Raw genomic sequence first — 26,869 nt, forward strand, 5'->3', positions numbered from 1 at the left:
TTCTCCGCACTCTACCGAGACGGCGCACCGGCACCCGGCCCCTACAACTTCATCGCCCCCGCCGCCAGGTCCCGCAGGAAGTGCCGCGCCCCGAACAGGAACACCACGATCAACGGGATGACGCTCATCAGCGCTCCGGCCATCACCAGGGCGTAGTCCTCGACGGGCGGCTGTGGGTGGGGGATTCCGAGGGGTCGTGAACGTTCACGTGAGCGGTGCCGTCGAGTATCGGTGGGCTCGAAATCCGGTGTCAAGGGAACGGCGCGGCCGATCTGCCTCAGGCCGGGCGACCGGAACGTCAGGCGGAGTCGCGCACCACGAGTTCGGGTGTCACCCATGCGTCCGCGCCGCGCAACGGCTCCTCGCCCGCGCGCAGCCGGGCCACCTGCTCCACGGCAAGCCGTCCCAACTGCCGCTTGTCGATGTGCAGGGTGGTCAGGGCGGGTTCGACCAACTCGCCCAGCGAGAGACCGTCGAAGCCCAGCACGGCCAGGTCGCCCGGAACGCTCCGGCCACGCCGACGGGCGGTGCGCATCGCCCCGACGGCGATCAGGTCGTTGAAGCCGAAGACCGCTGTGACCTCGGGCCGCTGGGCCAGCAGCCGCTCCATGCCGGCCTCGCCACCGGCCACGCTGTGCTCCGGGCACACCACGACCCAGTCCTCGTCGACCGGCAGACCGAGCCGCCGCGCCTGCTCCACGAAGGCCCGCCGACGCGGGCCGGGACCGTGCACGCCGTCCAGCATGCCGATCCTGCGATGCCCGGCACGGAACAGATGGTCCATGCCCTGCTCGACACCGGACGCGGCGTCGATGCCCACGGCCGCGAACCGGGTCTGCCGCGGACCACGCTCCAGCAGCACCAGCGGCACACCGCCGAGGTGCCGGGCGAGCACGTCGTCCGGATCCTTGAAGTAGCCGACGACCGCGTCAGCCTGGTGGGAGAGCACGTCGAGCGCCTCCCGCTCCCTGGCCTCGTCGATCCGGGAGTCCCACACCACGACCTGCCAGCCCCGCTGCTCGGCCGCCTCCAGCACTCCGGCGGCCACCTCGGGGAAGAACGGATTGCGCAGGTCCGGGATGACCAGACCGGCCGTCACCGCGCCCTTCTGGACGAGTCCGCGCGCGAACCGGCTCGGCCGGTAGTCCAGGAGCCGCGCCGCCTCCAGGACCCGCTCCTTGGTGCCGGGGTCGATCTCACCCTTGTCGTTGACCGCCCGCGAGACCGTCTGACGCGACACCCCGGCGAGCCGTGCGACGTCGTGGATCGTGGCCCTGCGCCGGGCACCGTCGGACCGCTCTGCACGCTGATTGTCCGTCCACACGTTTAGCACTGTATCCGCCCCCGAACCCTGCCCGGCAGGGGAAGCCGGACGGACGCCCTCCGCCACGGACGCCACCGCGCGCCCGCACTCGCGTACGGCGAGAAGGGGCCGTGTCGGGGGGTGTCCGCCCGCAGCGGTTGGCGCGTCGACGGAGAGTCAGTCGGCGTGAGACCCCATCGCGCCGTTCCGAGGACGGACACCCCGGCGCAGCCCCGCCCCACCCCCACCGCGAAGGCGAAACCAACGCGGCCGCAGCAGGCCGATCACCCCGGCACGGCACCCACCGGCTCCGTCAGTCGCCGAGTTCCGTGAACAGCGTCAGCTGAAGCGCCCCCGGCGCTTCGAGCCGCGAGTTCAGCGAATTCCAGGGTGTGCGTGTCGGCTCGGCCACGACCTCGGCTCCCGCGGCGGCCAGTTTCGCCGTCGTGGCGACGGAGTCGTCCACCTGGAAGGCGACCCGGATGTGCCCGGCCACCCGCCGGCCCACTTCGACCTCGTCGATGAACGCGGCGTGGTTCGGGTCGGTCAGCTCCAGGGTGGCCCGCCCGGCGTCGAGGATCGTGACCCGCCCGTCCTCCGAGGCGAACGCGCCCTGCTCGGTCAGGCCGAGCACGTCCCGGTAGAAGTGCAGCGCGGCGTCGTAGTCCTCGGCGGTCACGACCAGGCGGAGTTCGCGGACGGCGGGCTGATCGGACATGACGGCTCCTCCAGAACGTCGACTGACCGCCACAACCCGAGGGCCAGCCGGATGATTCCCCGACATTGACGCCCAGCCGCCCGCCCGGCCGATCAGAACAACGCGCTGTAAGCGTTCAGCGCCGGCTGCCCACCCAAATGGGCGTAGAGCACCGTGGCGTCGGAGCCGATCTCGCCCCTCGACACCAGGTCGATCATCCCGGCCATGGACTTGCCCTCGTAGACGGGATCGGTGACCATCCCCTCCGTCCGGGCGGCAAGCCGCATCGCCGCCAGCGTGGTCTCGTCGGGGACGCCGTAGACACCCGCGTGGTACCGCTCGTCGAGTTCGACATCGGACTCGGTCAGCTCGCGCTTCACGCCGATGAGCTGCCCCGTGCGGTCGGCGATACGGGCGATCTGCCCGCGGGTCGCGGCCGGCTTGGCGGAGGCGTCGATGCCGAGCACGCGCCGGGCCCGCCCGCCCGTCTCCTCCAGCGCGGCGAACCCGGCGACCATGCCGGCCTGGGTCGACCCGGTCACCGAGCACACCACCACGGTGTCGAAGAAGACGCCCAGCTCCCGCTCCTGCTGGGCGACCTCGTAAGCCCACCCGGCGAAGCCGAGTCCGCCGAGCGGATGGTCGGAGGCACCGGCCGGGATGGCGTACGGCCTCCCACCGCCCTGCTCGACCTCCCTGAGCGCCTGCTCCCAGCTCTCCTTGAAGCCGATGCCGAACCCGGCCCTCACCAGCCGCACGTCGGCCCCGGCCAGCCGGCTGATCAGGATGTTGCCGACCTTGTCGTACACGGCGTCGGGCCAGTCAACCCAACTCTCCTGGACGAGCACGCACTTGAGTCCGGCCCGGGCGGCGACGGCCGCGACCTGGCGGGTGTGGTTGGACTGCACGCCCCCGATCGACACGAGCGTGTCGCAGCCCTGGGCGAGCGCGTCGGCGACCAGGTACTCCAGCTTGCGGGTCTTGTTGCCGCCGTACGCGACACCGGAGTTGCAGTCCTCGCGCTTGGCCCAGAGGGACGCACCACCGAGGTGCGCGGTGAGCCGCTCCAGGGGGTGGACGGGCGAGGGCCCGAAGAGCAGGGGGTAACGCTCGTACGAGGAAAGGGACATGGATCCTCCCTGGTCGGGGGTCGTCTCAGTCGGCGAGCTCCTCCAGGCCCCGCCAGATCTCCGCCGTGACGAGGACCGCCCCGTCCACGTCACCGGCCGCGCACGCCTCGATCAGCCGCTCGTGCAACCCGGCCGAACGGCAGTTGCCGCCCTCTCCGAAGCGCTGTCGCTCCAGGCGGCGGACGAGCGGGGTGTAGCGGGCGACGGTCGCGGCGGCGGCTCGGTTGCCGCTCACCCGGACGAGGACGTCGTGCAGTTCGTCGTCGGCCCGCAGCGCCGCCTCCACGTCTCCGGCACGCACGGCGTCGGCGAACCGCTCGTTGGCGGCGCGCATCGCGGTGAGGTGCGCGGCAGCCAGCCGTGGCACGGCGACCCTCGTCACGAGTTCGTGCAGGGCACCGACCACCGCGGCGGCGTCCCGGACGTCGGCGGCCACGAGCGGGGTGACCCGGGTGTAGCTCTGCGGCTTGCTCTCCAGCAGCCCGTCGTCCACCAGCCGGGAGAACGCGTCGCGCACCGGTGCCCGGGACAGCCCGAGCCGCTCCGCGAGCTCGGCGTCCCGCACCACCGCGCCGGGTTCGATCTCTCCGGCCACGATGGCGTCCCTGATCGCCTCGTACGCACGGTCCCTGAGCAAGGTCCGCGGCACGGGCCGGATGGCCTCCATAAACTGAAATGTTAGATGTCAGTACGTCCTTCAACAAGGACCGTGCACAGAACGCACAGAACCGTGGCCCGCACTCCCCACGCGGTGCGGGCCACGGCCTGTCGCCCCTCAGGCCACCCAGGGCCAGTCGGCGTCCCGGGAGGCCTCGATCAGCGGAACCATCCGGAAAGCGGCGTCCGAGAGCCCTCCGAACGTGTGCCGGTCACCCGTGCCCGACGGGCCGTGGCCCGCCCGGTATCCGGCGAGGTTCCAGGTGTAGACCGGCACGCCGGCCGGGACCTGCTCGGTCGGGTCGCCCCGGTGGTGGTGCGTGTACTGCTCGTCGGTGACGATCAGCACCCGGTCGTGCTTCTTGTAGTGCCGGCGCACCGCCTCCGTGGTGTCGGTGCCCCCCAGGTCGCCGAAGCGGTCGAGGATCTTCAGCACCGACTCGCCCCGGCGGAAAGTCACGCGGTCGCTCGTCGAGCCGAACTCGACCAGGTCCGCGCTCTGCGCCCGCAGCGCGAGCGCCGTGCCGAAGATCGCCGCCGCGTCGGCACGGGTCAGTTCCGAGCGGTCGGACAGCCGCGACCAGAACATCGACCCCGAGCGGTCCACGAGCACCAACGTCCGGCCGGGCAGCGCCGGCACGTTGGCCAGCGAGTGGCCGAGCGCCCGCTCCAGGGCGTACGACCAGCGCAGCGACGGCGCGTGCTGGTACGCGGCGAGGTACCGGAAGGGGAACTGCCGCGAACGGGCGACTTCGGCCGGGTCGCTGATCCGCGCGGCGACCCGCTCGGCCACCTCGTCCGAGACCCCGGCCTCGTCGAAGTTCCGCAGGTTGCGCACGAGCGCCATGGCCCCCATGGAGGGGATCACGGCCTCCCAGGCCGCCTTGTCCATCGGGCCCTGGAGCCAGCCCGCCAGCGCCTCCCACGTCATCCCGGCCGCGGCCAGCCGCTCGGCACCGCCCTCGGCGGTCACGACCGCACGCCGGTCCTCCACGGGCAGCGCCATCAGCTCGCGGTGCGCGCTGAGGACGTGGTCGGACGCGGGCGGCACGGCGGTGTCCGGGTGGTGCCGGCGGTCGAGGGCGTACCGGAACAGCTCGCCCTGCCACGGCTTGTCCGGGTCCGGGGCCGCGTGCACGAGGTTGAGGATGTCGCCGAAGCGGTAGCCCTTGGAGGCGGTGTCGTACTTCAGCAGCGCCTTGCCGTGGTACAGGCGGCGCACGGCGTCGGCGATGCCGCGCTTGACCGGCTTCGGGACGTTCCGCCCGTACATCGCGGTCCAGTACGCGAGCAGTTCGCCGGGCTCGTCGGGTCGCTGCAGGACGGAGGCGACGACCTGCCGGTTGGACGGGCCGTCGGCCGCGCCCGCATCCAGCCGGGCCTTGACGTACTCCGCGGCGCCGACGACGGAGGCCGTGCGCAGGTTGCCCGCGCCGCGCAGCCAGCCGAGCAGGCCGGCCGTCCACTCCGGGTCGCTGACGGCGAGTTCGCGCACGAGCCGCTGGAACCGGTCGTCGCGGTCGGCGCCGGTCTCGTAGAAGGTCTGCTGGGAGACGAAGTTGGAGACGGAGAGCAGGAAAAGTTCGGAGCGGGCGTCCCGCTCACGGCCCCGGCCGCCCTCGTAGGTGCGCAGCACACGCCCGGTGGACGTCACGCGCGAGACGGGACGTGCGCGGGCTGCCTTGGAATTGAATCGCGCCATGGTGAATTCCCCCGAATTCGTTCGTGTTTCCGGGGGAGACGCTGCATGCGGGAAAAGAGGTGGGTGCCCGAGGACAGAAGTCGGCGACGGACTAATTCAGATGCTCTACCCATTGAGCTACAGCGACCCGAAGTCGCTGACGGGACTCGAACCCGCAACCGTCCGATCCAGGAAGTAACCGTTGCCTTCGCACCGGGCACCCACCACATGCTGCGCCTCCCGAGATCAAGTCGGCGGCGGCGTCGGATTCTTTGGAAGAGAAGTAGCCGCTGCCATCGCACCGGGAGGTGCGTGACGTTGTGATCTCACTGTAGGAGGCGCAACTCCGGAACTGCGAGCGAATTTATGACCGCTTCTGCCGCTTCCAGGGACCGGTGATGGCGAGCAGGATGCCCGGGTCCTGGATGTTGGCGTAGAGGGTCTTGCCGTCGGGCGAGAAGGTGACCCCGGCGAACTCGCTGTACTCCGGCTCCTCTTCGGTGCCGACGTTCAGGTCGTTCCGGGCGATCGGGTACGTACGGCCGCTCTCGGTGGCGCCGAAGAGGTGCGAGACGCCCTCGCCGTCCTCGGCCAGCACGATGCCGCCGTACGGGGAGACGGTGATGTTGTCGGGGCCGTCGAACGCGCCGTCCTTCGACGGGTCGGGGTTCACACCGAGCAGGACCTTGAGGGTCAGCGTGCGCCGCTTGGGGTCGTAGAACCAGACCTGGCCGTCGTGCTGGACGGGGCTCTCGGCACGGGCGTAGGAGGAGACGATGTAGGCGCCGCCGTCGCCCCACCACATGCCCTCCAGCTTGCGGGCGCGGGTGACCTCGCCGTCGGTGAACTGCTTGCGCACGGGGGTGGTGCGGGCGTCGCGGTCGGGGACGTCCACCCAGTCGACGCCGTAGACGGTGCCGGTCTTCGTGGCACGGGACAGGTCGTCGACGAACGTGCCGCCGGAGTCGAAGCACTTGGGGGCCTGGAGGACACCGGCGTCGTCGGCGAGCTTGCGGAACTTCCCGGGGCCGTACTCGAAGCCCTTGGGCGGGGTCCAGCGGAAGAAGAGGCCGTTGGGGCCGGAGGCGTCCTCGGTGAGGTAGGCGTGGCCGCGCCGGGGGTCGATGACGACGGCCTCGTGGTCGTAGCGGCCGAAGAACTTCAGCGGCTTGGGGGCGCGGTTGGCGCGCCGGTCGCAGGGGTCGACCTCGAAGACGTAGCCGTGGTCCTTGGTCATGCCGTTGACGCCGGCCTTGTCGGAGTTCTCCTCGCAGGTCAGCCAGGTGCCCCAGGGCGTGCTGCCGCCGGCGCAGTTGGTGGAGGTGCCGGCGATGCCCACCCACTCCGCGACCCGTCCGTCGGGGCGTATCTCCACGACCGTGCAGCCGCCGGCCGCGGCCGGGTCGTAGACGAGGCCCTCGATGAGGGGTACCGGGTACGTCCAGTTGGCGCGCGGGCCCTTCAGCTCGTGGTTGTTGACGAGCAGGGTGGTGCCGCGGGGGCCGTCGAAGGTGGCGGTGCCGTCGTGGTTGGACGGCGTGAACTCACCGGACTCCAGCTTCGTCCTGCCGCTGTAGGTGATGATCCTGTACGTGAAGCCGGCGGGCAGGGCGAGGATGCCCTTGGGGTCGGGGACCAGCGGGCCGTAGCCGACTCCGTGCCGGGCGTCCGCCGCCTCGTCGCCCGCGCTGTCGGTGTCGTAGGACGCGAGGGCGTTCGGCGCGGTGGCGAGGGCGCCGACACTGCCCGCCAGCGCGACACCGGCACCGGTGATCGCGGAGGTTCTGGCGAAGTCCCTGCGGGTGAGCGACATGGTGTCTCCTGTGACGGTGAGAGTGCCGTGGGAGGTGGCGGACCTCGTTCGGCGAAACCGTCCCGCTCATCCGTGAACGCCGGTTGAACAACACCCTGGAGGCGCGGGGAACTGCGCGACAAGCCGAGACGGCGCCGCGCCCGCGAACCGGGATCATCCCCCCTGTTGGGATCGCGCCTTGAACGCCGCCTTCCGCGCTTCCTTCGCCACCTTCTTGTCGGGATGCAACCGCCCCATGGCCTCCAGCACATCGGCCGTGGCCGGGTGATCGACGCGCCACACGGCGTCGAAGAAGCCGCCGTGCTGCCGCGCGAGCCCCTCCACCAGCGCCCGCAGCTCCTCGGAGTTCCCCTCCGCCGAGAGCTGGGCGGCGACCGTGTCGATGGTCAGCCAGTACACCATCGCCTCGGACGGCGCGGGCACGTCCGCGGCCCCGTGCTCGGTCAGCCAGACGCGGGCGAGCCCGCCCAGCTCGGCGTCGTCGAGCACCTCCCGCAAGGCGGGTTCGGCCGAGGCGCCGACGAGCGACAGGGCCTGCTGGCACCGCAGCCGCCGCAGCGGCGCCCCGGCATCCGAGCCCCGGGCCGCCGCGAGCAACTCCCGGGCCGCCGCGAGTGATTCGCGCCGCTGGAGCCACTGCTCGGTCTCGGCCTGGGCCGCGCCCGGCGGGAACTCCGCCGTGCCGTCGAGCAGTGCGTCGGCCCCCTTGTCCGCGAGGTCGCCGACGGCGGGCGCCTCGTAGCCTGCCTCCATCAGCCGCGCGCGCATGCCGTACAGCCCGAGCGGGGTGAGCCGGACCATGCCGTAGCGGGAGACGTCCGTGTCGTCGACGGGTGCGGCGGGTTCCTCGTCGGCGTCGGCCATGAGCGCCTCGTCGACGGGCTGGTACGCGACGAATCCCACCGGCTCCAGCATCCGGAACTGGTCGTCCAGCCGCATCATCGCGTCGGAGACCTGCTCCAGGACGTCGTTGGTGGGCTCGCTCATGTCGCTGGGCACGATCACCGAGGCGGCCAGCGCCGGCAGCGGCACCGGGGCGCCGGGCGTGTCCTCACCGGCGGTCAGCAGATAGAGGTTGCCGAGCACGCCGTCGAGGAACTCGGCCTCGCCCGCGGGGTCCCAGTCGAGAGCGGAGAGGTCGACCTCGCCCTCCTCGTCCACGAGGCCGTCCAGGTCGGGCACGCTCGCGTCGGCGAGGACGGTCTCCACGGCGGAGAGCCACACGGCGAGCACGTCCTGCGGCGAGCCACCGGTGAGCAGGGCCAGGTCCGCTCCGGCCGTCACGGTGCCCTCGTCCTCGTCGACGACCTCGACGAGCCCGGCGTCCACGGCGACCCGCCACGCCTCGCTCGCGTCGGCGGCGGCGTCGTCCCCGCTCAGCCCGAGTGCCTCGACGGCCGCGGGCAGCTGGTCGTCGACGAGCCCCCCTCCGGCGTCGACTCGGGTGTCCGGCCCGGCCCAGCGGGCGAGCCGGGCGGCCCGGGACAGCAACGGTGTGGACAGCGCGTCGCGCGCCAGCTCCGCTTCGGTGTGCAGCCGCACCGGCGGCAGGGGGGAGCTGTCTGACATCGGCTGTTTCTCCTAGCGCGCCTCAGGTGACTCAACCGCTCAGCCTAGACGGATTTCCACCCATGCCGCCCACTTCATCTCCCCGTCGGCTGCCGTACATGGCCGAAACCTTGACAAGTGGCGTGAGCAGGCTGGAGATTGACGCGCGTAGAAGTCGGCGGACACTTGTTCACCGGGCCGGCCCCACCAGGTCCACCCGTCCACCGCGCTCTACGCGCGTCACCGCATCCACCCCACAGGTAGCGGCAGTCAGCCATTCAACCTTTCCGCCCTCGTCCCGGCGCCCTGTCACGTCCCCGGAGGGAACCCCGTTGCCGAGCAAGTCGTCCGCGCGTCTCGCCGCGCTCACCGTCGCCGCCGCGTGCTCCGCGGCATCCACGATCGTCCTCACCAGCCCCGCGCACGCGGAGTCGGTGCGCATCCACGACATCCAGGGCAGCACCCGGATATCCCCTTACGCAGGCAAGCAGGTCACGGACGTGGCCGGAATCGTCACCGGCATCCGGACCTACGGCTCGTCCCGCGGCTTCTGGATCCAAGACCCGAACGCGGACGCCGACCCGGCGACCAGCGAGGGCGTCTTCGTCTTCACCAGCTCCGCGCCGAAGGGGGTCGCCGTAGGTGACGCCGTCACGGTCAGCGGCACCGTCACGGAGTACGTCCCCGGCGGAGCGACCTCCGGCAACCAGTCGGTGACGGAGATCACCAAGCCGACGACCACGGTCGTCTCCAGCGGCAACACGCTTCCCGCCGCCACGGCGATCACCTCCCGCTCGGTCCCCGCCGCCTACGCACCCGCCGGCGACACCGCCGCGGGCGGCTCGGTCAACGCGCTCCCCCTGAAGCCCTCGAAGTACGCCCTGGACCACTACGAGGCGCTGGAGGGCATGTCCGTCCGGGTCACCGACACCCGCGTCGTCGGCGCCACCGACCCGTACACCGAGCTGTGGGTGACGGTGAAGCCGCACGAGAACCGCAACCGCCACGGCGGCACGGTCTACGGCGCCTACGACGACCAGAACTCGGGCCGCCTCCAGATCCAGTCCCTCGGCGCGACGGCGGACTTCCCGAAGGCGAATGTGGGCGACACCCTCACGGGCAGCACCGCGGGCCCCCTGGACTACAACCAGTTCGGCGGCTACACCCTGGTCGCGAGCGAACTGGGCACGCTGAAGAGCGCGGGCCTGGAGCGGGAGACGACCCGGAAGCAGCGCTCCTCCGAACTGGCGGTCGCCACCTACAACGTCGAGAACCTCGACCCGTCCGACGGCACGTTCGCCGCCCACGCCGCGGCGATCGTGAACAACCTGAAGTCGCCTGACATCGTGTCCCTGGAGGAGATCCAGGACAACAACGGCGCGAAGAACGACGGCACGGTCGCCGCCGACCAGACGCTGACCAAGCTGGTCGACGCGATCGTCGCGGCCGGCGGCCCGAAGTACGACTGGCGCGCGATCGACCCGGCCGACGGCAGCGACGGCGGCGAGCCGGGCGGCAACATCCGCCAGGCGTTCCTGTTCAACCCGGAGCGGGTCTCCTTCGCGGACCGTGCGGGCGGCGACGCCACGACGGCCACCGACGTGACGAAGATCCGCGGCAAGGCGCACCTGACACTCAGCCCGGGCCGTATCGCCCCCGCCGACGAGGCCTGGAAGAACAGCCGCAAGCCGCTGGCCGGCGAGTTCGTCTTCCGTGGCCGCTCGGTGTTCGTGATCGCCAACCACTTCAACTCCAAGGGCGGCGACCAGGGTCTGACCGCCCAGTACCAGCCGCCGTCGCGCAGCTCCGAGACGCAGCGCCACCAGCAGGCCACCCTGGTGAACGCCTTCGTCAAGGACATCCTCGACACCCAGAAGAACGCGGACGTCATCACGCTGGGCGACATCAACGACTTCGAGTTCTCGCAGACCACGAAGCTCCTGGAGGGCCGCGGCGAGCTGTGGTCGGCGATCAAGTCGCTCCCGCGCAGCGAGCGTTACTCGTACGTCTACCAGGGCAACAGCCAGGTCCTCGACCAGATCCTGATCAGCCCGTCGATCCGCCGCGACTGCGACTTCGAGTACGACAGCGTGCACGTCAACGCGGAGTTCCACGACCAGATCAGCGACCACGACCCGCAGATCCTGCGGTTCCGCCCGTAAGCGGCCGGGGCCGGCCGGACCTTGCGTCCGGCCGGCCCCACGGTCCCTTACTCCCCCTCACCCGGGGTGCAGCCCCAGAGCGTGCACGTACCGGCTGCCGGTGGCCCCCGACATCCCCGGGTACGTCCGCACCCGCTCCCACGCGTCGGTCTGCGGTGCGGCCAGCGCCCGGTCGTACGCCTCGGCGCTCTCCCACTCGGCGTAGTTCAGCACGTGCCCGCCGTCCGCGCTCATGTGGAAGTGAGCGGACAGCAACCCCACATGCCCCTCAGGGTCGTCCTCGACGGCCTTCAGCACCAGGTCGGCCCACTCCTCGCGGCGCCCCTCGGCTCCCGCCTCGAAATCGACCCGCACGGTGACGACGAGCCCGGGGACCCGCGTGTCCCCCACGGCCCGCTCCCGGCTGCGGTACCGCCGGTAGCGCGTGAGTTCGACCCGCTCGATCCCCGGCACGGCGGTGTCGATCTCGTCGACGCGCTCCTGCCGGTGGACCTTCACGAACGCGTCGAAGGCCTGCCCGCTGCTCCACTGCGAGTAGTGCATCAGCGTGGATCCGTCCTGCCCGGCGTACACGTGGTAGCCCAGCAGTTCGGCGGTCGGCCAGGGCCGCCCCTCCCACGTCCGCCCGATCGCCTCCACGGCCTGCCGCTGCCGCTCGGGGGTTCCCAGGCGCCAGGTGCTGAAGAAGGGAGCACCGATCCGGGGGTCGGTGGGGTCGGGGTGCTGTTCGGTCCGACGGCTCATGGAACGCTCCAATGGTGGGTGCCGACTGCCTGCACACCCCACTGTTCAACCTCGACCAAACATGAGGTCAAGGGGGTTCGGCAGCCCGGCACCCCCGGGCGTTCACACGTCCCGCCGCTCAGTGATGCCCGTGCACGTGCCTCCACCGCAGCACGCCGACGGCCACCACGCCCGCGGCCGCCCCGGCCATGAGCACCGGCCGCGGATGGCGCATCCCGGCCTGCACGACCGTCCGTACCGGACCGGGCCCCGCGTGCGCCGCCCGGTCCTGGACGGCCTGCCCCGCCTGTGCCGCACTGCTGCGCAACTGCACCGTCACCGCTCCGGCCTTGTCCCGGAGATCGGCGGCCCGGGCCAGCGCACGCCCCTTCACATCGGCCTTCCCGGCCAACTCCTCCACCGTGTTCCCGAGTTCGCTCCGCGTCTGCTCGATCTGCCGCCGCAGCTCGTCGGGCCCCTTGGCCCCACCCGTCGGCTTCGTCATCGATGCGCCCTTCCCTTGATCTCCTCGACGTCCGCCTTGACGCTGCCGATGGCCTCCTCAGGCGTGGGGGGCGCGGCCCGTCGCAGCTGCCCCCGCCCGACGGCCGCCAGCACGGCCGCGATCACGAACAGCACCCCCGTCACGATCAGCGCGGCGGCCCACACGGGCAGCACCAGCGAGAGCGCGGCGGCACCCGTACCGGCCAGCGCGAGGAACCCGGCGTACGCGACGGCTCCCGCCGCCCCGAGCAGCCCGCCGCCCCGCCCCGCCCGCCGCCCCTTCTCGGCCAGCTCTTCCTTCGCGAGCGCCACTTCCTGCCGCACGAGCCGGGAGGCCTGCTCGGCGGCCTGATTGACGAGCTCGCCCACGGAGTGGTGCTCGTCGTGCACGACCCGATGATCCATGGTTCCGGTCACGGTGTTCCGCCTCCTCTCGAAGTAGGAACCCCCGAGTACCCGCCCGCACACCGGCTACGCCGTGCGGGACGGCGGGGCCCGGTGGTCGGCCGCTCCACCGGACTCCGTAGCAACACTTAACGACATCGGGTAGAGGAATTAAGTGGAGCTACACAGATGTCAGGCCGACACTACCTTCATGACCACACCCTTCGGCCGCACCCTCTGCGCGATGATCACCCCGTTCACCGCCTCCGGAACCCTCGACCTCGACGGCGCCCAGCTCCTCGCCGCCCACCTGGTCGGCCACGGCTGCGACGGCCTCGTCCTGTCCGGCACGACGGGCGAGTCCCCCACCACCACGGACGCCGAGAAGTCGGCCCTCATCGCAGCCGTCCGCGAGGCCGTGGGCGGCCGGGCACGGATCGTCGCGGGCATCGGCACCCCCGACACCCGCCACACCACCGAACTGGCCCGAGAGGCGGAAAAGGCGGGCGCGGACGGCCTGTTGGTGGTGTCGCCGTACTACAGCCGCCCCCCGCAGGACGCGATCGAGGCCCACTTCCGTGAGGTCGCGGACGCCACCGGGCTCCCCCTCATGGTCTACGACGTCCCGGCCCGCACCGGCACGCGCATCGCCCCGGAGACGATTCTGCGTCTCGCCGACCACCCCGGCATCGTCGCGGTCAAGGACTGCTCGAACGACTTCCTGGCTGCCCAGAAGGTGCTGGCCCGCACGGACCTGGCGTACTACGCGGGCTGCGACGAGCACAACCTCGCGCTGTACGCCGTAGGCGGCTCCGGCTACGTCAGCACGGTCGCCAACGTGGTCCCGGAGCGGCTGCGAGCCGTCCTGGACGCGTTCGACGCGGGCGACACCGCCCGGGCGGCCCGCCTCCAGCAGCGGGCCACCCCGCTGATCGAGGCGGTCATGTCGGCGGACCTGCCGGGCACCGTCACGGTCAAGGCGCTCCTGAACGCCCTGGCCCTCCCCGCAGGCCCGGTCCGCGCGCCGCTCCGGGCCGCCGACCCGGCCACGGCCGACACCCTGCTGTCGCTCCACGCGGACCTCTCCGAGGCCTGATCACCACTTCCGGCTCCGGCGCGGCGACTCCGTGCCGGTGACGTCGTAGAACTTCTCACCGGCAACGAGAAGACGGGACGGCCCGCACCGCAGTCACCTGCGGTGCGGGCCGTCCCGTCTTCTCTGCCGGTTCAGTTCCAGGCGTACCCGTCACCGAAGAGCAGCGTGTGCTCCAGCACGTCCTCCGCGGGGTCGTCGACCTGACCGACGTTGACGTTGATCAGACCGACCCGGTGGCCGTTGTGGGAGTCCGTGTTGGTCTCGTCGGCGTGCGCGGCGCCCGCCGGCAGCCAGCACACCGCCAGCGTCGCGGCCACCCCGGCCACCCTGCGCGCGGCGGTCCGCCCCCGCTCGTTCCTCATGTCCCGGTCCTCGTTTCGTCGGTTCGGCGTCTGATCGGACACTGCGTCCACCCGTTCATCTGCCAAAACCACCACGAGGTCACGCCGGGTCATCCGTACGGGACACACGGGCCGTGACGCACGGGACGCACAGGCCGTGACGTGCGGACCGTACGGGCCCGGCGCGGGACCGTCAGTTGTGGCTGTGGAGGATCTCGTTCAGCCCGCCCCACACCGCGTTGTTCGGCCGGGCCTCGACCGTGCCGCTGACCGAGTTGCGGCGGAAGAGGATGTTGGAGGCGCCGGACAGCTCGCGTGCCTTGATGATCTGCCCGTCGGGCATGGTGACACGGGTGCCGGCGGTGACGTAGAGGCCGGCCTCGACGACGCACTCGTCGCCCAGGGCGATGCCGACGCCCGCCTCGGCGCCGATCAGGCAGCGCTCGCCGACGGAGATGATGACGTTGCCGCCGCCGGAGAGGGTGCCCATCGTGGAGGCGCCGCCGCCGATGTCCGAGCCGTCGCCGATCACGACACCGGCGGAGATGCGGCCCTCGACCATCGAGGTGCCGAGCGTGCCGGCGTTGAAGTTGACGAAGCCCTCGTGCATGACGGTGGTGCCCTCGGCGAGGTGGGCGCCGAGGCGGACCCGGTCGGCGTCGGCGATCCGGACGCCCTTGGGAGCCACGTAGTCCGTCATGCGCGGGAACTTGTCCACGGAGGTCACCTGGAGGTGCAGGCCCTCGGCGCGGGCGTTGAGCCGCACCTTCTCCAGGTCGTCGACGGCGACCGGGCCGAGCGAGGTCCAGGCGACGTTGGCGAGGAAGCCGAAGATGCCGTCCAGGCTCTGGCCGTGCGGCTTGACCAGGCGGTGGGAGAGCAGGTGCAGGCGCAGGTAGGCGTCGTGCGCGTCGATCGGCTTCTCGTCGAGCGAGGCGATGACCGTGCGGACCGCGACCACCTCGACGCCCCGGCGGGCGTCCGGGCCGATCGCCGCGGTCGCGCCACCGCCGAGCAGCTCCGCGGCACGCTCGGCGGACAGCCGCTCGGTGCCGGACGGGCCGGGCTGGTCGGCCAGCTCGGGCGCGGGGAACCAGGTGTCGAGAACGGTGCCGTCGGCGGCGATCGTGGCGAGGCCGGCGGCCACGGCGCCGGTGGTGCGAGGAGCAGTCGTGTCGGTCATGAGGGCAACCTAACCGGCGGACGCCGATGGATGCGAACCCGTGCGGGGCCGTCTCACGGGACGGGCGGTATCCACTCCCCCATGACGCCCCTCAGCAGCACGGACACCCGCGTACGGACGACTCCCTACGAACGCTCCCCCGAACGCGCCGCGCCCGTCCAACTGCCCGGCCGGACCGCTCCCCGACCCGGCTGCACCGCCTCGGCCGGGCCGATCCGCGCGCTCCGCCCGGCGGGCCGGACCGACGCACCGGGCCAGGGCCTCGGCCGCCGCCATCGCCGGCCAGGACCGGCCATACAGGCCCCGCGGACAGCGTCCTCATGACACCCGCCGGACAGATCCCGTCCCACGGACGCTTCTCCCCACCGCCCCGCCCAGGACGACTCCCTGACAGACGCCCCGCCGCGCAGACCCCGGCCAGGGAGCCCCGTCCCGCACGCCCGCTCGCTGAAGCCCCCGGCATCACCCAGCCGCCCCCGCGAGCACCCGCGCCAGCACCTCCCGTGCGTACCCCTCGTCGTACGGCACGCCCGTCAGCAGCACCTGCAGGCAGATGCCGTCGACGACCGCCACCAGCGCCCGTGCGGTGACGGGATCCGTACGCGGGGACAGCAAGTCGGCTACCCCCTCGGCCCACTCCGCGGCGACGGGTCGCAGGGCGGGCCGGCGCAGGGCGGCCAGGTACAGCTCGTACTCCAGCTCCACACCCGTACGGTCACCGGAGAGCCACTCCCCGATCCATCCGGCGAGTTCGGCGGCCAGATCGGTCCGGGGGTCCTCCAGACCGCCGCACGAGGCGACCATCTTGGCGAAACCCTCGTTGGTCTGCCGCAGCGCGGCGACCATCAGCTCGTCGAGGGTCCGGAAGTGGTACGTCGTGGAGCCGAGCGGCACGTCCGCCTCGGCGGCGACGCTGCGGTGGCTCAGTCCGGCGATGCCCTTGGAGCCGACGACCCGGATCGCCGCGTCGATGATCCGCTGCCGCCGCTCGGGGTCGTGGCGCCGGGGCATCAGTGCGCACCTCCCAGGTTCAGCACCACGACCCCGACGATGATCAGCGCGATCCCGGCGGCCTTGGCGACGGTCATGCCCTCACCCATGAAGACGATCCCGATGGTGGCGATGGCGGCGGTGCCGACCCCGGCCCAGATCGCGTAGGCCGTGCCGACCGACACGGTCTTCAGGGTCTGCGCGAGCAGCCCGAAGGAGAGGACGTAGCCGACGAGCGTGAGCAGCGACGGCCCGAGCCTGCTGAACCCGTCGCTGTACTTCATGGCGGTGGTCGCGCCCACTTCGGCGGCTATGGCCCCGCCCAGCAGCAGATAACCCATGTGTACGAGCGTACACAACACCTGTACACCTGTACATAACGGCGGCCTGGATATCGGTGAGAAACCGCTCTCACCAAATGCGCCACAGGCGCCCCACCAGTCCACTACGGTGTCCACCGATCACACACCGGGCCACCACAACTGCGCCGCCGTCAAGGGTGCCCCGCCGGAGGAACAGCGCATGTCAGAACAGAAGTCCCGGCCGCCGCAGGACCGCCCCTGGGAGAGCGGCTGGGCCCCGGACACCACCCGGGCACCGGGCACGCGACGGCTCTGGCTGGCGGGCGCGCTGGCCCTGGCCACGATCACCGCGTGCGTCACGGCCGTCACCGTGATGGACCAGGAGTCCGGCGAGCAGGAGAACCGGGCGGCGGAGCCGACCACCCTCAGCAGCTCGGCCCCGGGCGGCCTGATCTCCTTCGCGACCCCGTCCGAGGGCGGCGCCGAGAAGGCCGGCGCGGACCGCCCCGGCCCGTCCCCCACCCCCACCAGCAGCGCTCCCACCACCTCCCCGAGTCCGAAGCCCACAAAGAAGGCCCCGAAGCCGCCGAAGACGTCCCCTTCCCCGACGAAGAGCCCGAAGCCCCCGTCCTCCCACGGCATATCCATACGCTCGGTCAACTTCTCCGACCGCTACTGGCGGGTGCGCGACGGCTATGTGCGCCTCGACCGGATCGGATCGGGCCCCGAGCAGCGCGAGGACGCCACCTTCCAGCGCGTCGCCGGCCTCTCCGACTCCTCCTGCTACTCCTTCACCACCGCGGACGGCCGCTACCTCCGCCACCGCAGCTTCGTCCTGGTCGCGAACAGCAACGACGGATCGTCCCTCTTCCGCCAGGACGCCACGTTCTGCCCCCGCGTCTGGCCCCGCTCGGGAACGCTCACTCTGGAGTCGGTCAACTACCCGGGCCGCTTCCTGCGCCACCGCAACTTCCAGCTCCGCCTGGACCCCTTCGAGAACAGTCACCAGTACTACGGGGACGCGTCGTTCCAGATCGTGTCCGGGCTGGACTGAGCATGCGTGAGGGCGGCACCCCGTACGGGGTGCCGCCCTCAGCCGCTTCAGCGGATCTCAGACGTTGAAGCCGAGAGCCCGAAGCTGCTCGCGCCCGTCGTCCGTGATCTTGTCGGGGCCCCACGGCGGCATCCAGACCCAGTTGATGCGCAGCTCGCTCACGAGACCGTCCGTGGCGGACTTCGCCTGGTCCTCGATGACGTCCGTCAGCGGGCAGGCCGCCGACGTCAGGGTCATGTCGAGCGTCGCGATGTTCGCGTCGTCGATGTGGATGCCGTAGATCAGGCCGAGGTTGACGACGTCGATGCCCAGCTCGGGGTCGACCACGTCGTACAGCGCCTCACGGACCTCTTCCTCCGAGGCCGGCTTCATCTCAACGGTCTCGCTCATGCCGTCGTCTCCTTCTCGGCGTCGGCTCCGCCCAGTACCTGGGCCGTCGCGTCCTTCCAGGCCATCCAGCTCAGCAGGGCGCACTTCACCCGGGCCGGGTACTTGGACACCCCGGCGAACGCGACCGCGTCCTCCAGGATCTCCTCCATCGCGTCGTCGGGTTCGAGCTTCCCCTTGGACTGCATCAGCTCCAGGAAGGTCTCCTGGATCTTCCGCGCGTCGGAGAGGTCCTTGCCGACGAGGAGTTCGTTCAGTACGGACGCGCTCGCCTGGCTGATCGAACAGCCCTGGCCTTCGTACGAGACGTCCTCGATCGTGGTGCCGTCGTACTTCACGCGCAGTGTGATCTCGTCACCGCACGTCGGGTTGACGTGGTGCACCTCGGCGTCGCCATCCCGCAAGCCCCGCCCGTGCGGGTTCTTGTAGTGGTCCAGGATGACTTCCTGGTACATGGAGTCCAGTTTCACCGTCTAGCACGCCCCTCAGCCGAAGAAGTTCCGTACGTGCTCCAGGCCGTCGACCAGCGCGTCGATCTCGGCCGGCGTGGAGTACAGATAGAACGACGCTCGCGTGGTCGCAGGAATTCCGTAGCGCAGGCAGACCGGCCGTGCGCAGTGGTGGCCGACCCGGACCGCGATGCCCTGCTCGTCGAGGACCTGGCCCACGTCGTGCGGGTGGATGTCCCCGAGGGTGAAGCTGATCGCCGCGCCCCGCTCCTCGGCCGTGGTCGGGCCGATGATCCGCAGGTCGGGGACCTCCAGCAGCCGCTTGACCGCGTACTCGGTGAGCGCGTGCTCGTGGGCGAGGATCTTGTCCATGCCGATCGAGTCGAGGTAGTCGATCGCGGCACCGAGTCCGACCGCCTGGGCGATCGGGGGCGTGCCCGCCTCGAACTTGTGGGGCGCCGGGGCGTAGGTCGAGGAGTGCATCGACACCGTCTCGATCATCTCGCCGCCGCCGAGGAACGGAGGCAGGTCCTCCAGCAGCTCCTGGCGGCCCCAGAGGACGCCGATGCCGGTCGGGCCGCACATCTTGTGGCCGGTGAAAGCCACGAAGTCGGCCTGCAGGGCCTGTACGTCCAGCGGCATGTGCGGCGCGGCCTGGGAGGCGTCGATGCACACCAGCGCACCGACTTCCTGGGCGCGGCGCACGATCGCCTCGACGGGGTTCTGGGTGCCGAGGATGTTGGAGACCAGCACGAAGGAGACGATCTTCGTCTTCTCCGTAATGACCTGGTCGATGTTCGACAGGTCGAGGCGGCCGTCGTCGGTCAGGCCGAACCACTTCAGCTTCGCGCCCGTGCGCTGCGCGAGCAGCTGCCACGGAACGATGTTGGAGTGGTGCTCCATCTCCGTGATGACGATCTCGGTCTCGGAGTCCACGCGGTAGGGCTCGTCGGCCCAGCCCAGCATGTTCGCCACGAGGTTGAGCGACTCCGAGGCGTTCTTGGTGAAGATCACCTCGTCGCGCGAGGGCGCGTTGATGAACGCCGCGACCTTGTCGCGCGCGCCCTCGTACAGCGCCGTGGCCTCCTCGGCGAGCACATGCACACCGCGGTGGACGTTGGCGTTGTAGCGCTCGTAGTACTCGCTCAGGGCGTCCAGCACCTGGCGCGGCTTCTGGCTGGTCGCCGCGTTGTCCAGGTACACGAGCTTCCGGCCTTCGTGGACCTGGCGGTCCAGGATGGGGAAGTCCTTGCGGATCGCCTCGGTGTCGAGGAGGCCCGGCAGCAGTGTCACGCGGATACGCCACCCTTCGTGTATGCCTCGTAGCCCTCGTTCTCCAGCTTGTCGGCGAGCTCGGCGCCGCCGGACTCGACGATCCGGCCGGCGGAGAACACGTGGACGAAGTCGGGCTTGATGTAGCGCAGGATGCGCGTGTAGTGCGTGATCAGCAGGGTGCCGACCTCGCCCGTCTCGCGGACGCGGTTCACGCCCTCGGACACGACGCGCAGGGCGTCGACGTCCAGACCGGAGTCGGTCTCGTCGAGGATCGCCATCTTCGGCCTAAGGAGCTCCAGCTGGAGGATCTCGTGGCGCTTCTTCTCACCGCCGGAGAAGCCCTCGTTGACGTTGCGCTCGGCGAAGGCGGGGTCCATGTTGAGGCGCTCCATGGCCTCCTTGACCTCCTTCACCCAGGTGCGCAGCTTGGGGGCCTCGCCGCGGACGGCGGTGGCGGAGGTGCGCAGGAAGTTCGACACGGAGACACCCGGCACCTCGACCGGGTACTGCATCGCGAGGAACAGGCCGGCGCGGGCACGCTCGTCGACGGACATCTCCAGGACGTCCTCGCCGTCGAGGGTGACGGTGCCGCCGGTGATCGTGTACTTCGGGTGACCCGCGAGGGAGTAGGCGAGGGTCGACTTGCCGGAGCCGTTGGGGCCCATGATGGCGTGCGTCTCGCCCTGCTTCACGGTGAGGTCGACGCCCTTGAGGATCTCCTTCGTGGCGTTGTCGGCCTCGACGGTGACGTGCAGGTCTCGGATTTCAAGCGTTGCCATGGATGCCTCAGGACTCCTGGGTGAGGGAGACGAGCACGTCGTCCCCATCGATCTGTACGGGGTAAACGGGGACGGGGCGCGTCGCCGGGAGGGCGTCGGGCTTGCCGGAGCGGAGGTCGAAGCGCGAGCCGTGCAGCCAGCACTCGATGTGGCAGTCGTCGACCTCGCCCTCCGACAGGGAGACGTTCGCGTGCGAGCAGATGTCGTGGATCGCGAACACCTCGCCCTCGGTCTGCACGATGGACACGGGCGTGCCGTCGAGTTCCACCCGCTTCGGGGTGTCCTCCTCCAGCTCGCCCAGTCCACAGACGCGTACGAAGGTCATGCGACCGCCGCCTCCAGCTCCTCCTCGATCTTGGCGATCAGGCGCTCCTCGATGTCGGGGAGGCCGATCTGCTGGACCAGCTCGGCGAAGAAGCCGCGGACCACCAGGCGCCGGGCCTCGTGCTCCGGGATGCCGCGGGCCATGAGGTAGAAGAGCTGCTCGTCGTCGAAGCGGCCGGTCGCCGAGGCGTGGCCGGCGCCGACGATCTCGCCGGTCTCGATCTCGAGGTTCGGTACGGAGTCCACGCGCGCCCCGTCCGTGAGGACCAGGTTGCGGTTCATCTCGTACGTGTCCGTGCCCTCGGCCTTGGCCTCGATGAGCACGTCGCCGATCCACACCGCGTGCGCGTCGTCGCCCTGGAGCGCGCCCTTGTAGACGACGTTGGACTTGCAGTGCGGGACGTTGTGGTCGACCAGGAGGCGGTGCTCCTGGTGCTGGCCCTGGTCGGTGAAGTACAGGCCGAACAGCTCGGCCTCTCCGCCGGGGCCGGCGTACTGCACGCGCGGGTGCAGCCGGACGACGTCGCCGCCGAAGGTGACGACGACGGACTTGAAGGAGGCGTCGCGGCCGATCAGCGCGTTGTGCTGAGCGACGTGGACGGCCTTTTCGTCCCAGTCCTGGACGGAGACGACGGTGAGCTTGGCGCCGTCGCCCAGGAGGTAGTCGACGTTGGCGGCGAGCACCGCGTCACCGGTGTGGTCGATGACCACGACGGCCTCGGCGAAGGCACCCAGTTCGATCACCTGGTGGCCGAAGGCGGTGCCGCCCTCGCCGTGCACCGCGATGCGGATGGGCTCGGTGAGGACGGTTTCCTTGGGGACGGTCACGACTCCGGCCTTCTCGAACGCCGAGTAGGCCTGAGCGGCGACGCGGTCCGCCGGGGTGCCGGCCTTGCCGAGCCGCGCGTCGTCGCGGCCGACGGCCTCGACGGTGACGCCCTCGGGGGCCTGGACCTCGACCTTCACGCCGTTGCCGTTCGCGACGGCGGTGCCGTCGTGCAGGCCGCGCAGGCGCTCCAGCGGGGTGAACCGCCACTCCTCCTCACGGCCGTGCGGTACGGGGAAATCCGCGACGTCGAAGGAGGGGGGCGCGCTCATGCGCGTGGCGACGGTCGACTCCGCGGCGACCGCAATCGAGCCCGCGGTGGTGGATCCCACGGGGATGTTCTGGGCCTCAGCCATGGCTGTCGTAGTGCTCTCTTTCCTGAGGGGGACGTCTGCTGTCGAGGGGGCGGGTCAGCCGACCGCGCCCTCCATCTGCAGCTCGATCAGCCGGTTGAGCTCCAGCGCGTACTCCATGGGGAGCTCCTTGGCGATGGGCTCGACGAAGCCGCGCACGATCATCGCCATGGCCTCGAACTCGCTCAGGCCGCGGCTCATCAGGTAGAAGAGCTGGTCCTCGGAGACCTTGGAGACGGTCGCCTCGTGGCCCATGGACACGTCGTCCTCGCGGACGTCCACGTAGGGGTAGGTGTCCGAGCGGGAGATGGTGTCGACGAGCAGCGCGTCGCAGAGCACGTTCGACTTGGAGCCGTGGGCACCCTCGCCGATCTCGACGAGGCCACGGTAGGACGTACGGCCGCCACCACGCGCCACGGACTTCGAGACGATGTTGGAGGACGTGTTCGGCGCCATGTGGACCATCTTGGAGCCGGCGTCCTGGTGCTGGCCCTCGCCGGCGAAGGCGATGGACAGGGTCTCGCCCTTGGCGTGCTCACCCATCAGGTAGACGGCCGGGTACTTCATCGTCACCTTGGAGCCGATGTTGCCGTCGATCCACTCCATGGTCGCGCCCTCGTAGGCGACGGCGCGCTTGGTGACCAGGTTGTAGACGTTGTTCGACCAGTTCTGGATGGTCGTGTAGCGGCAGCGGGCGTTCTTCTTGACGATGATTTCGACGACCGCGGAGTGCAGCGAGTCCGACTTGTAGATCGGGGCGGTGCAGCCCTCGACGTAGTGCACGTAGGCACCCTCGTCGACGATGATCAGGGTCCGCTCGAACTGGCCCATGTTCTCGGTGTTGATGCGGAAGTAGGCCTGGAGCGGGATCTCCACGTGGACGCCCGGCGGCACGTAGATGAAGGAGCCGCCCGACCACACGGCGGAGTTCAGCGACGCGAACTTGTTGTCACCGACGGGGATGACGGTCCCGAAGTACTCCTTGAAGAGCTCCGGGTGCTCCTTCAGGGCCGTGTCGGTGTCGAGGAAGATGACGCCCTGCTCCTCCAGGTCCTCGCGGATCTGGTGGTAGACGACCTCCGACTCGTACTGCGCGGCGACACCGGCGACGAGGCGCTGCTTCTCCGCCTCGGGGATGCCGAGCTTGTCGTACGTGGCCTTGATGTCCTCGGGCAGGTCCTCCCAGGACTCCGCCTGCTTCTCCGTGGAGCGCACGAAGTACTTGATGTTGTCGAAGTCGATGCCGGAGAGGTCGGAGCCCCAGTTCGGCATGGGCTTCTTCTCGAACAGGCGCAGGCCCTTGAGGCGGAGCTTGGTCATCCACTCCGGCTCGCTCTTCTTGGAGGAGATGTCCCGGACGACGTCCTCGTTGATGCCGCGCTTGGCAGAGGCGCCGGCCGTGTCGGAGTCGGCCCAGCCGTACTCGTACTTGCCCAGGCCCTCCAGCTCGGGGTGGGCAGTCTCCGTGGGGAGAGTCATGCGGGGTTCCTCCCGGCCGTGCTTGCAGATGCGTTGTGGGAAATCTTGGGGATGAACGTCGTGCAGACGCCGTCGCCGTGCGCGATGGTGGCGAGCCGCTGTACGTGCGTACCGAGCAGCTCGGCGAAAAATTCCGTCTCCGCCTCGCACAGCTGCGGGAACTGCTCGGCGACATGGGCGACCGGGCAGTGGTGCTGGCAGAGCTGCTCACCCTGCTGCGGGTGGGGCGCGTTGCGCGCCGTAGCAGCGTACCCGTCGGCACTCAGAGCCTTGGCCAGTGCTTCGGTCCGCTTCTCGGGCGGGGCGGTCTCGACCGCCCGGCGGTAGGCGCCCGCCTGTGCGGCGATCCTGGCGCGGGCGAACGCGGCGATCGCCTCGTTGCCGCCCTCGCGGTCGGCGATCCAGCGCAGGGCGTCCGCCGCGAGCTTGTCGTAGGACTGGTCGAAGGCGTCCCGGCCGCAGTCCGTCAGGGCGAACACCTTGGCCGGGCGGCCGCGGGTCCGCGCGCCGTACACCCGCTGCTCGCGCGCCTCGACGACACCGTCGCCCGTGAGGGCGTCGAGGTGCCGGCGTACGGCCGCCTGGGTGAGGCCAAGGCGCTCGGCGAGCTCGGCGACGGTCGAGGGCCCGTGGTCCAGGATGGACCGCGCGACCCGGTTGCGGGTGGACCGCTCCCCGGTCGCCAGCTCCTCGTGGGGTGCCTCGCCGACGTTTTTCACAACGCCATTGTTGCGTAATTCTTCCGGACCGGGCAAGCCGCGTGTGCCGCGGACCACGGTGCCCTGCGTCACTTAGGTAAACCTAATCTGACCTGCGGAAACGATCTCTGATCGATCAAAGCGCTGGCATGCGGCAGCCGCTTCGGGGACACTCCGGAACCATGCCGACACCCCCTCCGACCGGCCCTCTTGTCACCCGCGAGACGCTCCGGACCCAGCTCGCCGAACTCGGTGTACGCCCCGGTGAGACCCTCCTCGCGCACTCCTCGCTCAGCGCCCTCGGCTGGGTGAACGGCGGTGCCGTCGCGGTGGTGCGCGGACTGCTCGACGCGCTCGGCCCGCAGGGCACGCTCGTGGTCCCCACCCAGACCGGCGACCTGTCCGACCCGGCCCTGTGGAGCAATCCGCCCGTGCCCCCGGAATGGTGGGCGGCCATCCGGGCCACCATGCCCGCCTACGACCCGCGGATCACGCCCGCCCGCGGGGTCGGCGTCGTCCCGGAGACCGTGCGGACCTGGCCCGGCGCGCAGCGCAGCGCGCATCCGCAGACCTCGTTCGCGGCGCTCGGCCCGCGTGCGGCGGAGGTGCTCGACGGGCACGCGTCCGACTGCCGGCTAGGCGAGCGGAGCCCGCTGGCGAAACTGGAGGCGATGGGCGCCCGGGTGCTGCTGCTCGGTGCCGGCTACGTCTCCTGCACGAGTTTCCACCTGGCCGAGTACCGGATCCCGTCCCCGCGCGTCGCCGTGGGCCGGCCCGGTCCCGAGGGCTGGGAGACCGTCACCGAGGTGTCGATCAGCTCGGACCGTTTCGACGAGCTGGGCTACGACTTCGAACGGGACCGTCCCGTCATCCGCGGCAAGGTGGGAGCAGCCGAGGCGCGGCTGTTCCCGGTGGCGGACGCGGTGGCCTACGCCGAGCGGTGGCTGGCGGTCCACCGGCCGCGCGAGGAGGAGTTCCTCCACCCGCCGGTCTGAGCCCGCACGGGCGTACCTAGACTCTGGACCCATGCGAAGTGAGCCCGTGGTCCAGGTCCAGGCCCTGGTGAAGCGGTACGGCCCGAAGACCGCGGTGGACGGGCTCGACCTGGTGGCCCGGGCGGGGGTGACCGCCGTGCTCGGCCCCAACGGGGCGGGCAAGACGACCACGGTCGAGACCTGCGAGGGGTACCGGAAGCCGGACTCCGGCACGGTGCGCGTCCTGGGCCTCGACCCGGTGAGACAGTCCGCCGGCCTGCGGCCCCGCATCGGTGTGATGCTCCAGTCCGGCGGCGTCTACTCCGGCTCCCGGGCCGACGAGATGCTCCGCCACATCGCCAGACTGCACGCGCACCCGCTGGACGTGGACGCGCTGATCGAGCGCCTGGGCCTCGGCTCCTGCGGCCGTACGACGTACCGGCGGCTGTCCGGCGGGCAGCAGCAGCGGCTCGCGCTGGCCATGGCCGTGGTCGGGCGCCCGGAGCTGGTCTTCCTCGACGAGCCGACCGCCGGGCTCGACCCGCAGGCCCGCCGCGCCACCTGGGACCTCGTCCGGGACCTGCGCGCCGACGGCGTCTCCGTGATCCTCACCACGCACTACATGGACGAGGCCGAGCAGCTCGCCGACGACGTGGCGATCATCGACGCGGGCCGGGTCATCGCCCAGGGCTCCCCGGAGGAGCTGTGCCGGGGCGGCGCGGAGAACACGCTCCGCTTCTCGGGCCGGCCGGGCCTGGACGTGGGCTCGCTGCTGAAGGCCCTGCCCGCCGACTGCTCGGCCGCCGAGCTGACGCCGGGTTCCTACCGGGTCGTCGGCAAGGTCGACCCGCAGCTGCTCGCGACGGTCACCTCCTGGTGCGCCCAGCACGGCGTGATGCCGGAGAAGATCTCGGTCGAGCGCCACACCCTTGAAGACGTCTTCCTGGAGCTCACCGGCAAGGAGCTGCGCTCATGACCGCCACCGGCACCGGGATGTACACGCCGAAGCCCGGCGCGGCCCCGCTCCCCCGCATGATCGCGGCCCAGGCCCTGCTCGAAACGAAGATGCTGCTGCGAAACGGCGAGCAGCTGCTGCTGACCGTCGTCATCCCGGCCCTGCTCCTGGTGCTCTTCAGCACCGTGGACATCGTCGACACCGGCGCCGGCGAGGCCGTCGACTTCCTCACCCCCGGCGTCCTCGCGCTCGCGGTGATGTCGACGGCGTTCACCGGCCAGGCCATCGCCACCGGCTTCGAACGCCGCTACGGCGTGCTGAAGCGGCTGGCCTCCTCGCCCCTGCCCCGCTGGGGCCTGATGACGGCGAAGACGCTGTCGGTCCTGGTCACCGAGGTGCTCCAGGTGATCCTGCTCACGGCGATCGCCTTCGCGCTCGGCTGGTCGCCGCAGGGCAATCCGGTCGCCGTCCTGCTGCTCCTGGTCCTCGGCACGGCGGCCTTCTCGGGCCTGGGGCTGCTGATGGCCGGGACGCTGAAGGCCGAGGCGACGCTGGCCGCGGCCAACCTGGTGTTCCTGCTGCTGCTCGTCGGCGGCGGGGTCATCGTGCCGCTGGACAAGTTCCCCGCGGGCGCCCAGGACGTGCTCGGTCTGCTGCCGATCTCGGCCCTGTCCGACGGGCTGCGGGACGTGCTCCAGCACGGTGCCGGGATGCCCTGGGGCAATCTGGGGATCCTGGCCGTCTGGGCGGTCGCGGGGCTTGCCGCGGCCGGGAAGTTCTTCCGCTGGGAGTAGGGCAGGTG

At 70.9% G+C, this 26,869-nt stretch carries 28 protein-coding genes; 6 read left to right on the forward strand and 22 right to left on the reverse strand.

What is annotated here, in order from left to right; all coding sequences use genetic code 11:
• Positions 1 to 298: 298 nt before the first annotated feature.
• The 7 genes from RFN52_RS09290 to RFN52_RS09320 all read right to left on the reverse strand — a co-directional run bounded on the left by RFN52_RS09290 (position 299) and on the right by RFN52_RS09320 (position 8,850).
• Positions 299 to 1,324 (reverse strand): LacI family DNA-binding transcriptional regulator, encoded by a 1,026-nt coding sequence (locus RFN52_RS09290; RefSeq protein ID WP_184844922.1) that lies wholly within the window; start codon positions 1,322 to 1,324, stop codon positions 299 to 301.
• A 292-nt stretch (positions 1,325 to 1,616) separates the two neighbouring features.
• Positions 1,617 to 2,021: a VOC family protein gene (locus RFN52_RS09295; RefSeq protein WP_031110217.1), complete on the reverse strand. Its 405-nt coding sequence runs from the start codon at positions 2,019 to 2,021 to the stop codon at positions 1,617 to 1,619.
• 92 nt (positions 2,022 to 2,113) lie between these two features.
• Positions 2,114 to 3,130, reverse strand: a complete 1,017-nt coding sequence (locus tag RFN52_RS09300; RefSeq protein ID WP_184844925.1) for a 1-aminocyclopropane-1-carboxylate deaminase — start codon at positions 3,128 to 3,130, stop codon at positions 2,114 to 2,116.
• A 25-nt stretch (positions 3,131 to 3,155) separates the two neighbouring features.
• Positions 3,156 to 3,797, reverse strand: coding sequence for a GntR family transcriptional regulator (locus RFN52_RS09305; RefSeq protein WP_184844928.1), 642 nt, complete (start codon positions 3,795 to 3,797; stop codon positions 3,156 to 3,158).
• A 108-nt stretch (positions 3,798 to 3,905) separates the two neighbouring features.
• Positions 3,906 to 5,489: a TROVE domain-containing protein gene (locus tag RFN52_RS09310; RefSeq protein WP_184844931.1), complete on the reverse strand. Its 1,584-nt coding sequence runs from the start codon at positions 5,487 to 5,489 to the stop codon at positions 3,906 to 3,908.
• 343 nt (positions 5,490 to 5,832) lie between these two features.
• Positions 5,833 to 7,281: an alkaline phosphatase PhoX gene (locus tag RFN52_RS09315; protein WP_184844933.1), complete on the reverse strand. Its 1,449-nt coding sequence runs from the start codon at positions 7,279 to 7,281 to the stop codon at positions 5,833 to 5,835.
• A gap of 153 nt (positions 7,282 to 7,434) precedes the next feature.
• Entirely contained in the window at positions 7,435 to 8,850 is a 1,416-nt protein-coding gene (locus tag RFN52_RS09320) for a hypothetical protein (protein ID WP_184844935.1), read from the reverse strand.
• A 311-nt stretch (positions 8,851 to 9,161) separates the two neighbouring features.
• Here RFN52_RS09320 and RFN52_RS09325 point away from each other — a divergent pair, with 311 nt between their 5' ends.
• The gene (locus tag RFN52_RS09325; protein WP_184844937.1) at positions 9,162 to 10,991 is read left to right on the forward strand and encodes a DUF8508 domain-containing protein; all 1,830 of its coding nucleotides are present in this window, start codon (positions 9,162 to 9,164) and stop codon (positions 10,989 to 10,991) included.
• 57 nt (positions 10,992 to 11,048) lie between these two features.
• Here the strand turns inward: RFN52_RS09325 and RFN52_RS09330 are convergent, their stop codons facing one another.
• The 3 genes from RFN52_RS09330 to RFN52_RS09340 all read right to left on the reverse strand — a co-directional run bounded on the left by RFN52_RS09330 (position 11,049) and on the right by RFN52_RS09340 (position 12,635).
• Positions 11,049 to 11,735 (reverse strand): antibiotic biosynthesis monooxygenase, encoded by a 687-nt coding sequence (locus RFN52_RS09330; RefSeq protein WP_184844939.1) that lies wholly within the window; start codon positions 11,733 to 11,735, stop codon positions 11,049 to 11,051.
• A 118-nt stretch (positions 11,736 to 11,853) separates the two neighbouring features.
• Positions 11,854 to 12,219, reverse strand: a complete 366-nt coding sequence (locus tag RFN52_RS09335) for a DUF3618 domain-containing protein (RefSeq protein ID WP_184844941.1) — start codon at positions 12,217 to 12,219, stop codon at positions 11,854 to 11,856.
• A complete protein-coding gene (locus RFN52_RS09340) occupies positions 12,216 to 12,635 on the reverse strand; it encodes a phage holin family protein (RefSeq protein ID WP_184844943.1) in 420 nt (139 codons plus the stop codon). The genes RFN52_RS09335 and RFN52_RS09340 overlap by 4 nt, the downstream gene beginning before the upstream one ends.
• Positions 12,636 to 12,813: 178 nt before the next feature.
• On the opposite strand from RFN52_RS09340, the gene dapA reads away from it, so the two are divergent.
• Positions 12,814 to 13,698 (forward strand): 4-hydroxy-tetrahydrodipicolinate synthase, encoded by an 885-nt coding sequence (dapA, locus tag RFN52_RS09345; protein ID WP_184844945.1) that lies wholly within the window; start codon positions 12,814 to 12,816, stop codon positions 13,696 to 13,698.
• Between the two features lie 131 nt (positions 13,699 to 13,829).
• Here dapA and RFN52_RS09350 read toward each other — a convergent pair whose 3' ends face one another.
• From RFN52_RS09350 to RFN52_RS09365, 4 genes are all read right to left on the reverse strand, one after another.
• Positions 13,830 to 14,060, reverse strand: a complete 231-nt coding sequence (locus RFN52_RS09350; RefSeq protein ID WP_184844947.1) for a hypothetical protein — start codon at positions 14,058 to 14,060, stop codon at positions 13,830 to 13,832.
• A gap of 172 nt (positions 14,061 to 14,232) precedes the next feature.
• Positions 14,233 to 15,222: a 2,3,4,5-tetrahydropyridine-2,6-dicarboxylate N-succinyltransferase gene (dapD, locus tag RFN52_RS09355; RefSeq protein ID WP_107458664.1), complete on the reverse strand. Its 990-nt coding sequence runs from the start codon at positions 15,220 to 15,222 to the stop codon at positions 14,233 to 14,235.
• 462 nt (positions 15,223 to 15,684) lie between these two features.
• Positions 15,685 to 16,233, reverse strand: coding sequence for a TetR/AcrR family transcriptional regulator (locus RFN52_RS09360; RefSeq protein WP_184844949.1), 549 nt, complete (start codon positions 16,231 to 16,233; stop codon positions 15,685 to 15,687).
• The gene (locus RFN52_RS09365; protein ID WP_184844951.1) at positions 16,233 to 16,553 is read right to left on the reverse strand and encodes a DMT family transporter; all 321 of its coding nucleotides are present in this window, start codon (positions 16,551 to 16,553) and stop codon (positions 16,233 to 16,235) included. The genes RFN52_RS09360 and RFN52_RS09365 overlap by 1 nt, the downstream gene beginning before the upstream one ends.
• A 181-nt stretch (positions 16,554 to 16,734) precedes the next feature.
• On the opposite strand from RFN52_RS09365, the gene RFN52_RS09370 reads away from it, so the two are divergent.
• Positions 16,735 to 17,568 carry an AbfB domain-containing protein gene (locus RFN52_RS09370; protein ID WP_184844953.1) on the forward strand — a complete coding sequence of 278 codons (834 nt, stop codon included), beginning with the start codon at positions 16,735 to 16,737 and terminating at the stop codon, positions 17,566 to 17,568.
• Between the two features lie 57 nt (positions 17,569 to 17,625).
• On the opposite strand, the gene RFN52_RS09375 is transcribed toward RFN52_RS09370, so the two are convergent.
• Genes RFN52_RS09375 through RFN52_RS09410 form a run of 8 tightly spaced genes read right to left on the reverse strand, consistent with a single transcriptional unit; the run spans position 17,626 to position 24,159 of the window.
• Complete coding sequence (locus tag RFN52_RS09375) at positions 17,626 to 17,958, reverse strand: metal-sulfur cluster assembly factor (RefSeq protein ID WP_028809645.1); 333 nt, start codon at positions 17,956 to 17,958, stop codon at positions 17,626 to 17,628.
• Positions 17,955 to 18,425: a Fe-S cluster assembly sulfur transfer protein SufU gene (gene sufU / locus RFN52_RS09380; protein ID WP_184844955.1), complete on the reverse strand. Its 471-nt coding sequence runs from the start codon at positions 18,423 to 18,425 to the stop codon at positions 17,955 to 17,957. Before sufU ends, RFN52_RS09375 begins: the two co-directional genes overlap by 4 nt.
• A 15-nt stretch (positions 18,426 to 18,440) precedes the next feature.
• Positions 18,441 to 19,697, reverse strand: a complete 1,257-nt coding sequence (locus RFN52_RS09385) for a cysteine desulfurase (RefSeq protein ID WP_184844957.1) — start codon at positions 19,695 to 19,697, stop codon at positions 18,441 to 18,443.
• The gene (gene sufC / locus RFN52_RS09390; RefSeq protein WP_184844959.1) at positions 19,694 to 20,458 is read right to left on the reverse strand and encodes a Fe-S cluster assembly ATPase SufC; all 765 of its coding nucleotides are present in this window, start codon (positions 20,456 to 20,458) and stop codon (positions 19,694 to 19,696) included. The genes RFN52_RS09385 and sufC overlap by 4 nt, the downstream gene beginning before the upstream one ends.
• A gap of 7 nt (positions 20,459 to 20,465) precedes the next feature.
• Complete coding sequence (locus tag RFN52_RS09395) at positions 20,466 to 20,783, reverse strand: non-heme iron oxygenase ferredoxin subunit (protein WP_184844961.1); 318 nt, start codon at positions 20,781 to 20,783, stop codon at positions 20,466 to 20,468.
• On the reverse strand, positions 20,780 to 21,964 hold the full coding sequence (gene sufD / locus RFN52_RS09400) for a Fe-S cluster assembly protein SufD (protein WP_184844963.1): 1,185 nt from the start codon (positions 21,962 to 21,964) through the stop codon (positions 20,780 to 20,782). Before sufD ends, RFN52_RS09395 begins: the two co-directional genes overlap by 4 nt.
• Positions 21,965 to 22,018: 54 nt before the next feature.
• A complete protein-coding gene (gene sufB / locus RFN52_RS09405; protein ID WP_097215940.1) occupies positions 22,019 to 23,440 on the reverse strand; it encodes a Fe-S cluster assembly protein SufB in 1,422 nt (473 codons plus the stop codon).
• Positions 23,437 to 24,159: a helix-turn-helix transcriptional regulator gene (locus tag RFN52_RS09410; RefSeq protein WP_184844965.1), complete on the reverse strand. Its 723-nt coding sequence runs from the start codon at positions 24,157 to 24,159 to the stop codon at positions 23,437 to 23,439. Before RFN52_RS09410 ends, sufB begins: the two co-directional genes overlap by 4 nt.
• Positions 24,160 to 24,320: 161 nt before the next feature.
• Between RFN52_RS09410 and RFN52_RS09415 the strand changes: the two genes are divergently transcribed.
• Genes RFN52_RS09415 through RFN52_RS09425 form a run of 3 tightly spaced genes read left to right on the forward strand, consistent with a single transcriptional unit; the run spans position 24,321 to position 26,861 of the window.
• Entirely contained in the window at positions 24,321 to 25,133 is an 813-nt protein-coding gene (locus RFN52_RS09415; protein WP_184844967.1) for an AAC(3) family N-acetyltransferase, read from the forward strand.
• Positions 25,134 to 25,164: 31 nt separating this feature from the next.
• A complete protein-coding gene (locus RFN52_RS09420; protein WP_184844970.1) occupies positions 25,165 to 26,088 on the forward strand; it encodes an ABC transporter ATP-binding protein in 924 nt (307 codons plus the stop codon).
• Positions 26,085 to 26,861, forward strand: a complete 777-nt coding sequence (locus RFN52_RS09425; protein WP_184844973.1) for an ABC transporter permease — start codon at positions 26,085 to 26,087, stop codon at positions 26,859 to 26,861. The genes RFN52_RS09420 and RFN52_RS09425 overlap by 4 nt, the downstream gene beginning before the upstream one ends.
• Positions 26,862 to 26,869 lie beyond the last annotated feature (8 nt).

It is taken from the genome of Streptomyces collinus, from assembly GCF_031348265.1.
GTDB lineage: Bacteria > Actinomycetota > Actinomycetes > Streptomycetales > Streptomycetaceae > Streptomyces > Streptomyces collinus.

What these genes read in the sequence shown, in the direction of transcription:
- RFN52_RS09375 (WP_028809645.1), bottom strand. Translation starts at nt 17,958, where the DNA reads ATGAGCGAGACCGTTGAGATGAAGCCGGCCTCGGAGGAAGAGGTCCGT.
- RFN52_RS09350 (WP_184844947.1), bottom strand. Translation starts at nt 14,060, where the DNA reads ATGAGGAACGAGCGGGGGCGGACCGCCGCGCGCAGGGTGGCCGGGGTG.
- RFN52_RS09315 (WP_184844933.1), bottom strand. Translation starts at nt 7,281, where the DNA reads ATGTCGCTCACCCGCAGGGACTTCGCCAGAACCTCCGCGATCACCGGT.
- RFN52_RS09420 (WP_184844970.1), top strand. Translation starts at nt 25,165, where the DNA reads ATGCGAAGTGAGCCCGTGGTCCAGGTCCAGGCCCTGGTGAAGCGGTAC.
- RFN52_RS09395 (WP_184844961.1), bottom strand. Translation starts at nt 20,783, where the DNA reads ATGACCTTCGTACGCGTCTGTGGACTGGGCGAGCTGGAGGAGGACACC.
- RFN52_RS09300 (WP_184844925.1), bottom strand. Translation starts at nt 3,130, where the DNA reads ATGTCCCTTTCCTCGTACGAGCGTTACCCCCTGCTCTTCGGGCCCTCG.
- RFN52_RS09370 (WP_184844953.1), top strand. Translation starts at nt 16,735, where the DNA reads ATGTCAGAACAGAAGTCCCGGCCGCCGCAGGACCGCCCCTGGGAGAGC.
- RFN52_RS09365 (WP_184844951.1), bottom strand. Translation starts at nt 16,553, where the DNA reads ATGGGTTATCTGCTGCTGGGCGGGGCCATAGCCGCCGAAGTGGGCGCG.
- RFN52_RS09425 (WP_184844973.1), top strand. Translation starts at nt 26,085, where the DNA reads ATGACCGCCACCGGCACCGGGATGTACACGCCGAAGCCCGGCGCGGCC.
- RFN52_RS09330 (WP_184844939.1), bottom strand. Translation starts at nt 11,735, where the DNA reads ATGAGCCGTCGGACCGAACAGCACCCCGACCCCACCGACCCCCGGATC.
- RFN52_RS09335 (WP_184844941.1), bottom strand. Translation starts at nt 12,219, where the DNA reads ATGACGAAGCCGACGGGTGGGGCCAAGGGGCCCGACGAGCTGCGGCGG.
- RFN52_RS09320 (WP_184844935.1), bottom strand. Translation starts at nt 8,850, where the DNA reads ATGTCAGACAGCTCCCCCCTGCCGCCGGTGCGGCTGCACACCGAAGCG.
- RFN52_RS09305 (WP_184844928.1), bottom strand. Translation starts at nt 3,797, where the DNA reads ATGGAGGCCATCCGGCCCGTGCCGCGGACCTTGCTCAGGGACCGTGCG.
- RFN52_RS09310 (WP_184844931.1), bottom strand. Translation starts at nt 5,489, where the DNA reads ATGGCGCGATTCAATTCCAAGGCAGCCCGCGCACGTCCCGTCTCGCGC.
- dapD (WP_107458664.1), bottom strand. Translation starts at nt 15,222, where the DNA reads ATGACCGACACGACTGCTCCTCGCACCACCGGCGCCGTGGCCGCCGGC.
- sufD (WP_184844963.1), bottom strand. Translation starts at nt 21,964, where the DNA reads ATGGCTGAGGCCCAGAACATCCCCGTGGGATCCACCACCGCGGGCTCG.
- RFN52_RS09360 (WP_184844949.1), bottom strand. Translation starts at nt 16,233, where the DNA reads ATGCCCCGGCGCCACGACCCCGAGCGGCGGCAGCGGATCATCGACGCG.
- RFN52_RS09415 (WP_184844967.1), top strand. Translation starts at nt 24,321, where the DNA reads ATGCCGACACCCCCTCCGACCGGCCCTCTTGTCACCCGCGAGACGCTC.
- dapA (WP_184844945.1), top strand. Translation starts at nt 12,814, where the DNA reads ATGACCACACCCTTCGGCCGCACCCTCTGCGCGATGATCACCCCGTTC.
- sufC (WP_184844959.1), bottom strand. Translation starts at nt 20,458, where the DNA reads ATGGCAACGCTTGAAATCCGAGACCTGCACGTCACCGTCGAGGCCGAC.
- RFN52_RS09295 (WP_031110217.1), bottom strand. Translation starts at nt 2,021, where the DNA reads ATGTCCGATCAGCCCGCCGTCCGCGAACTCCGCCTGGTCGTGACCGCC.
- sufB (WP_097215940.1), bottom strand. Translation starts at nt 23,440, where the DNA reads ATGACTCTCCCCACGGAGACTGCCCACCCCGAGCTGGAGGGCCTGGGC.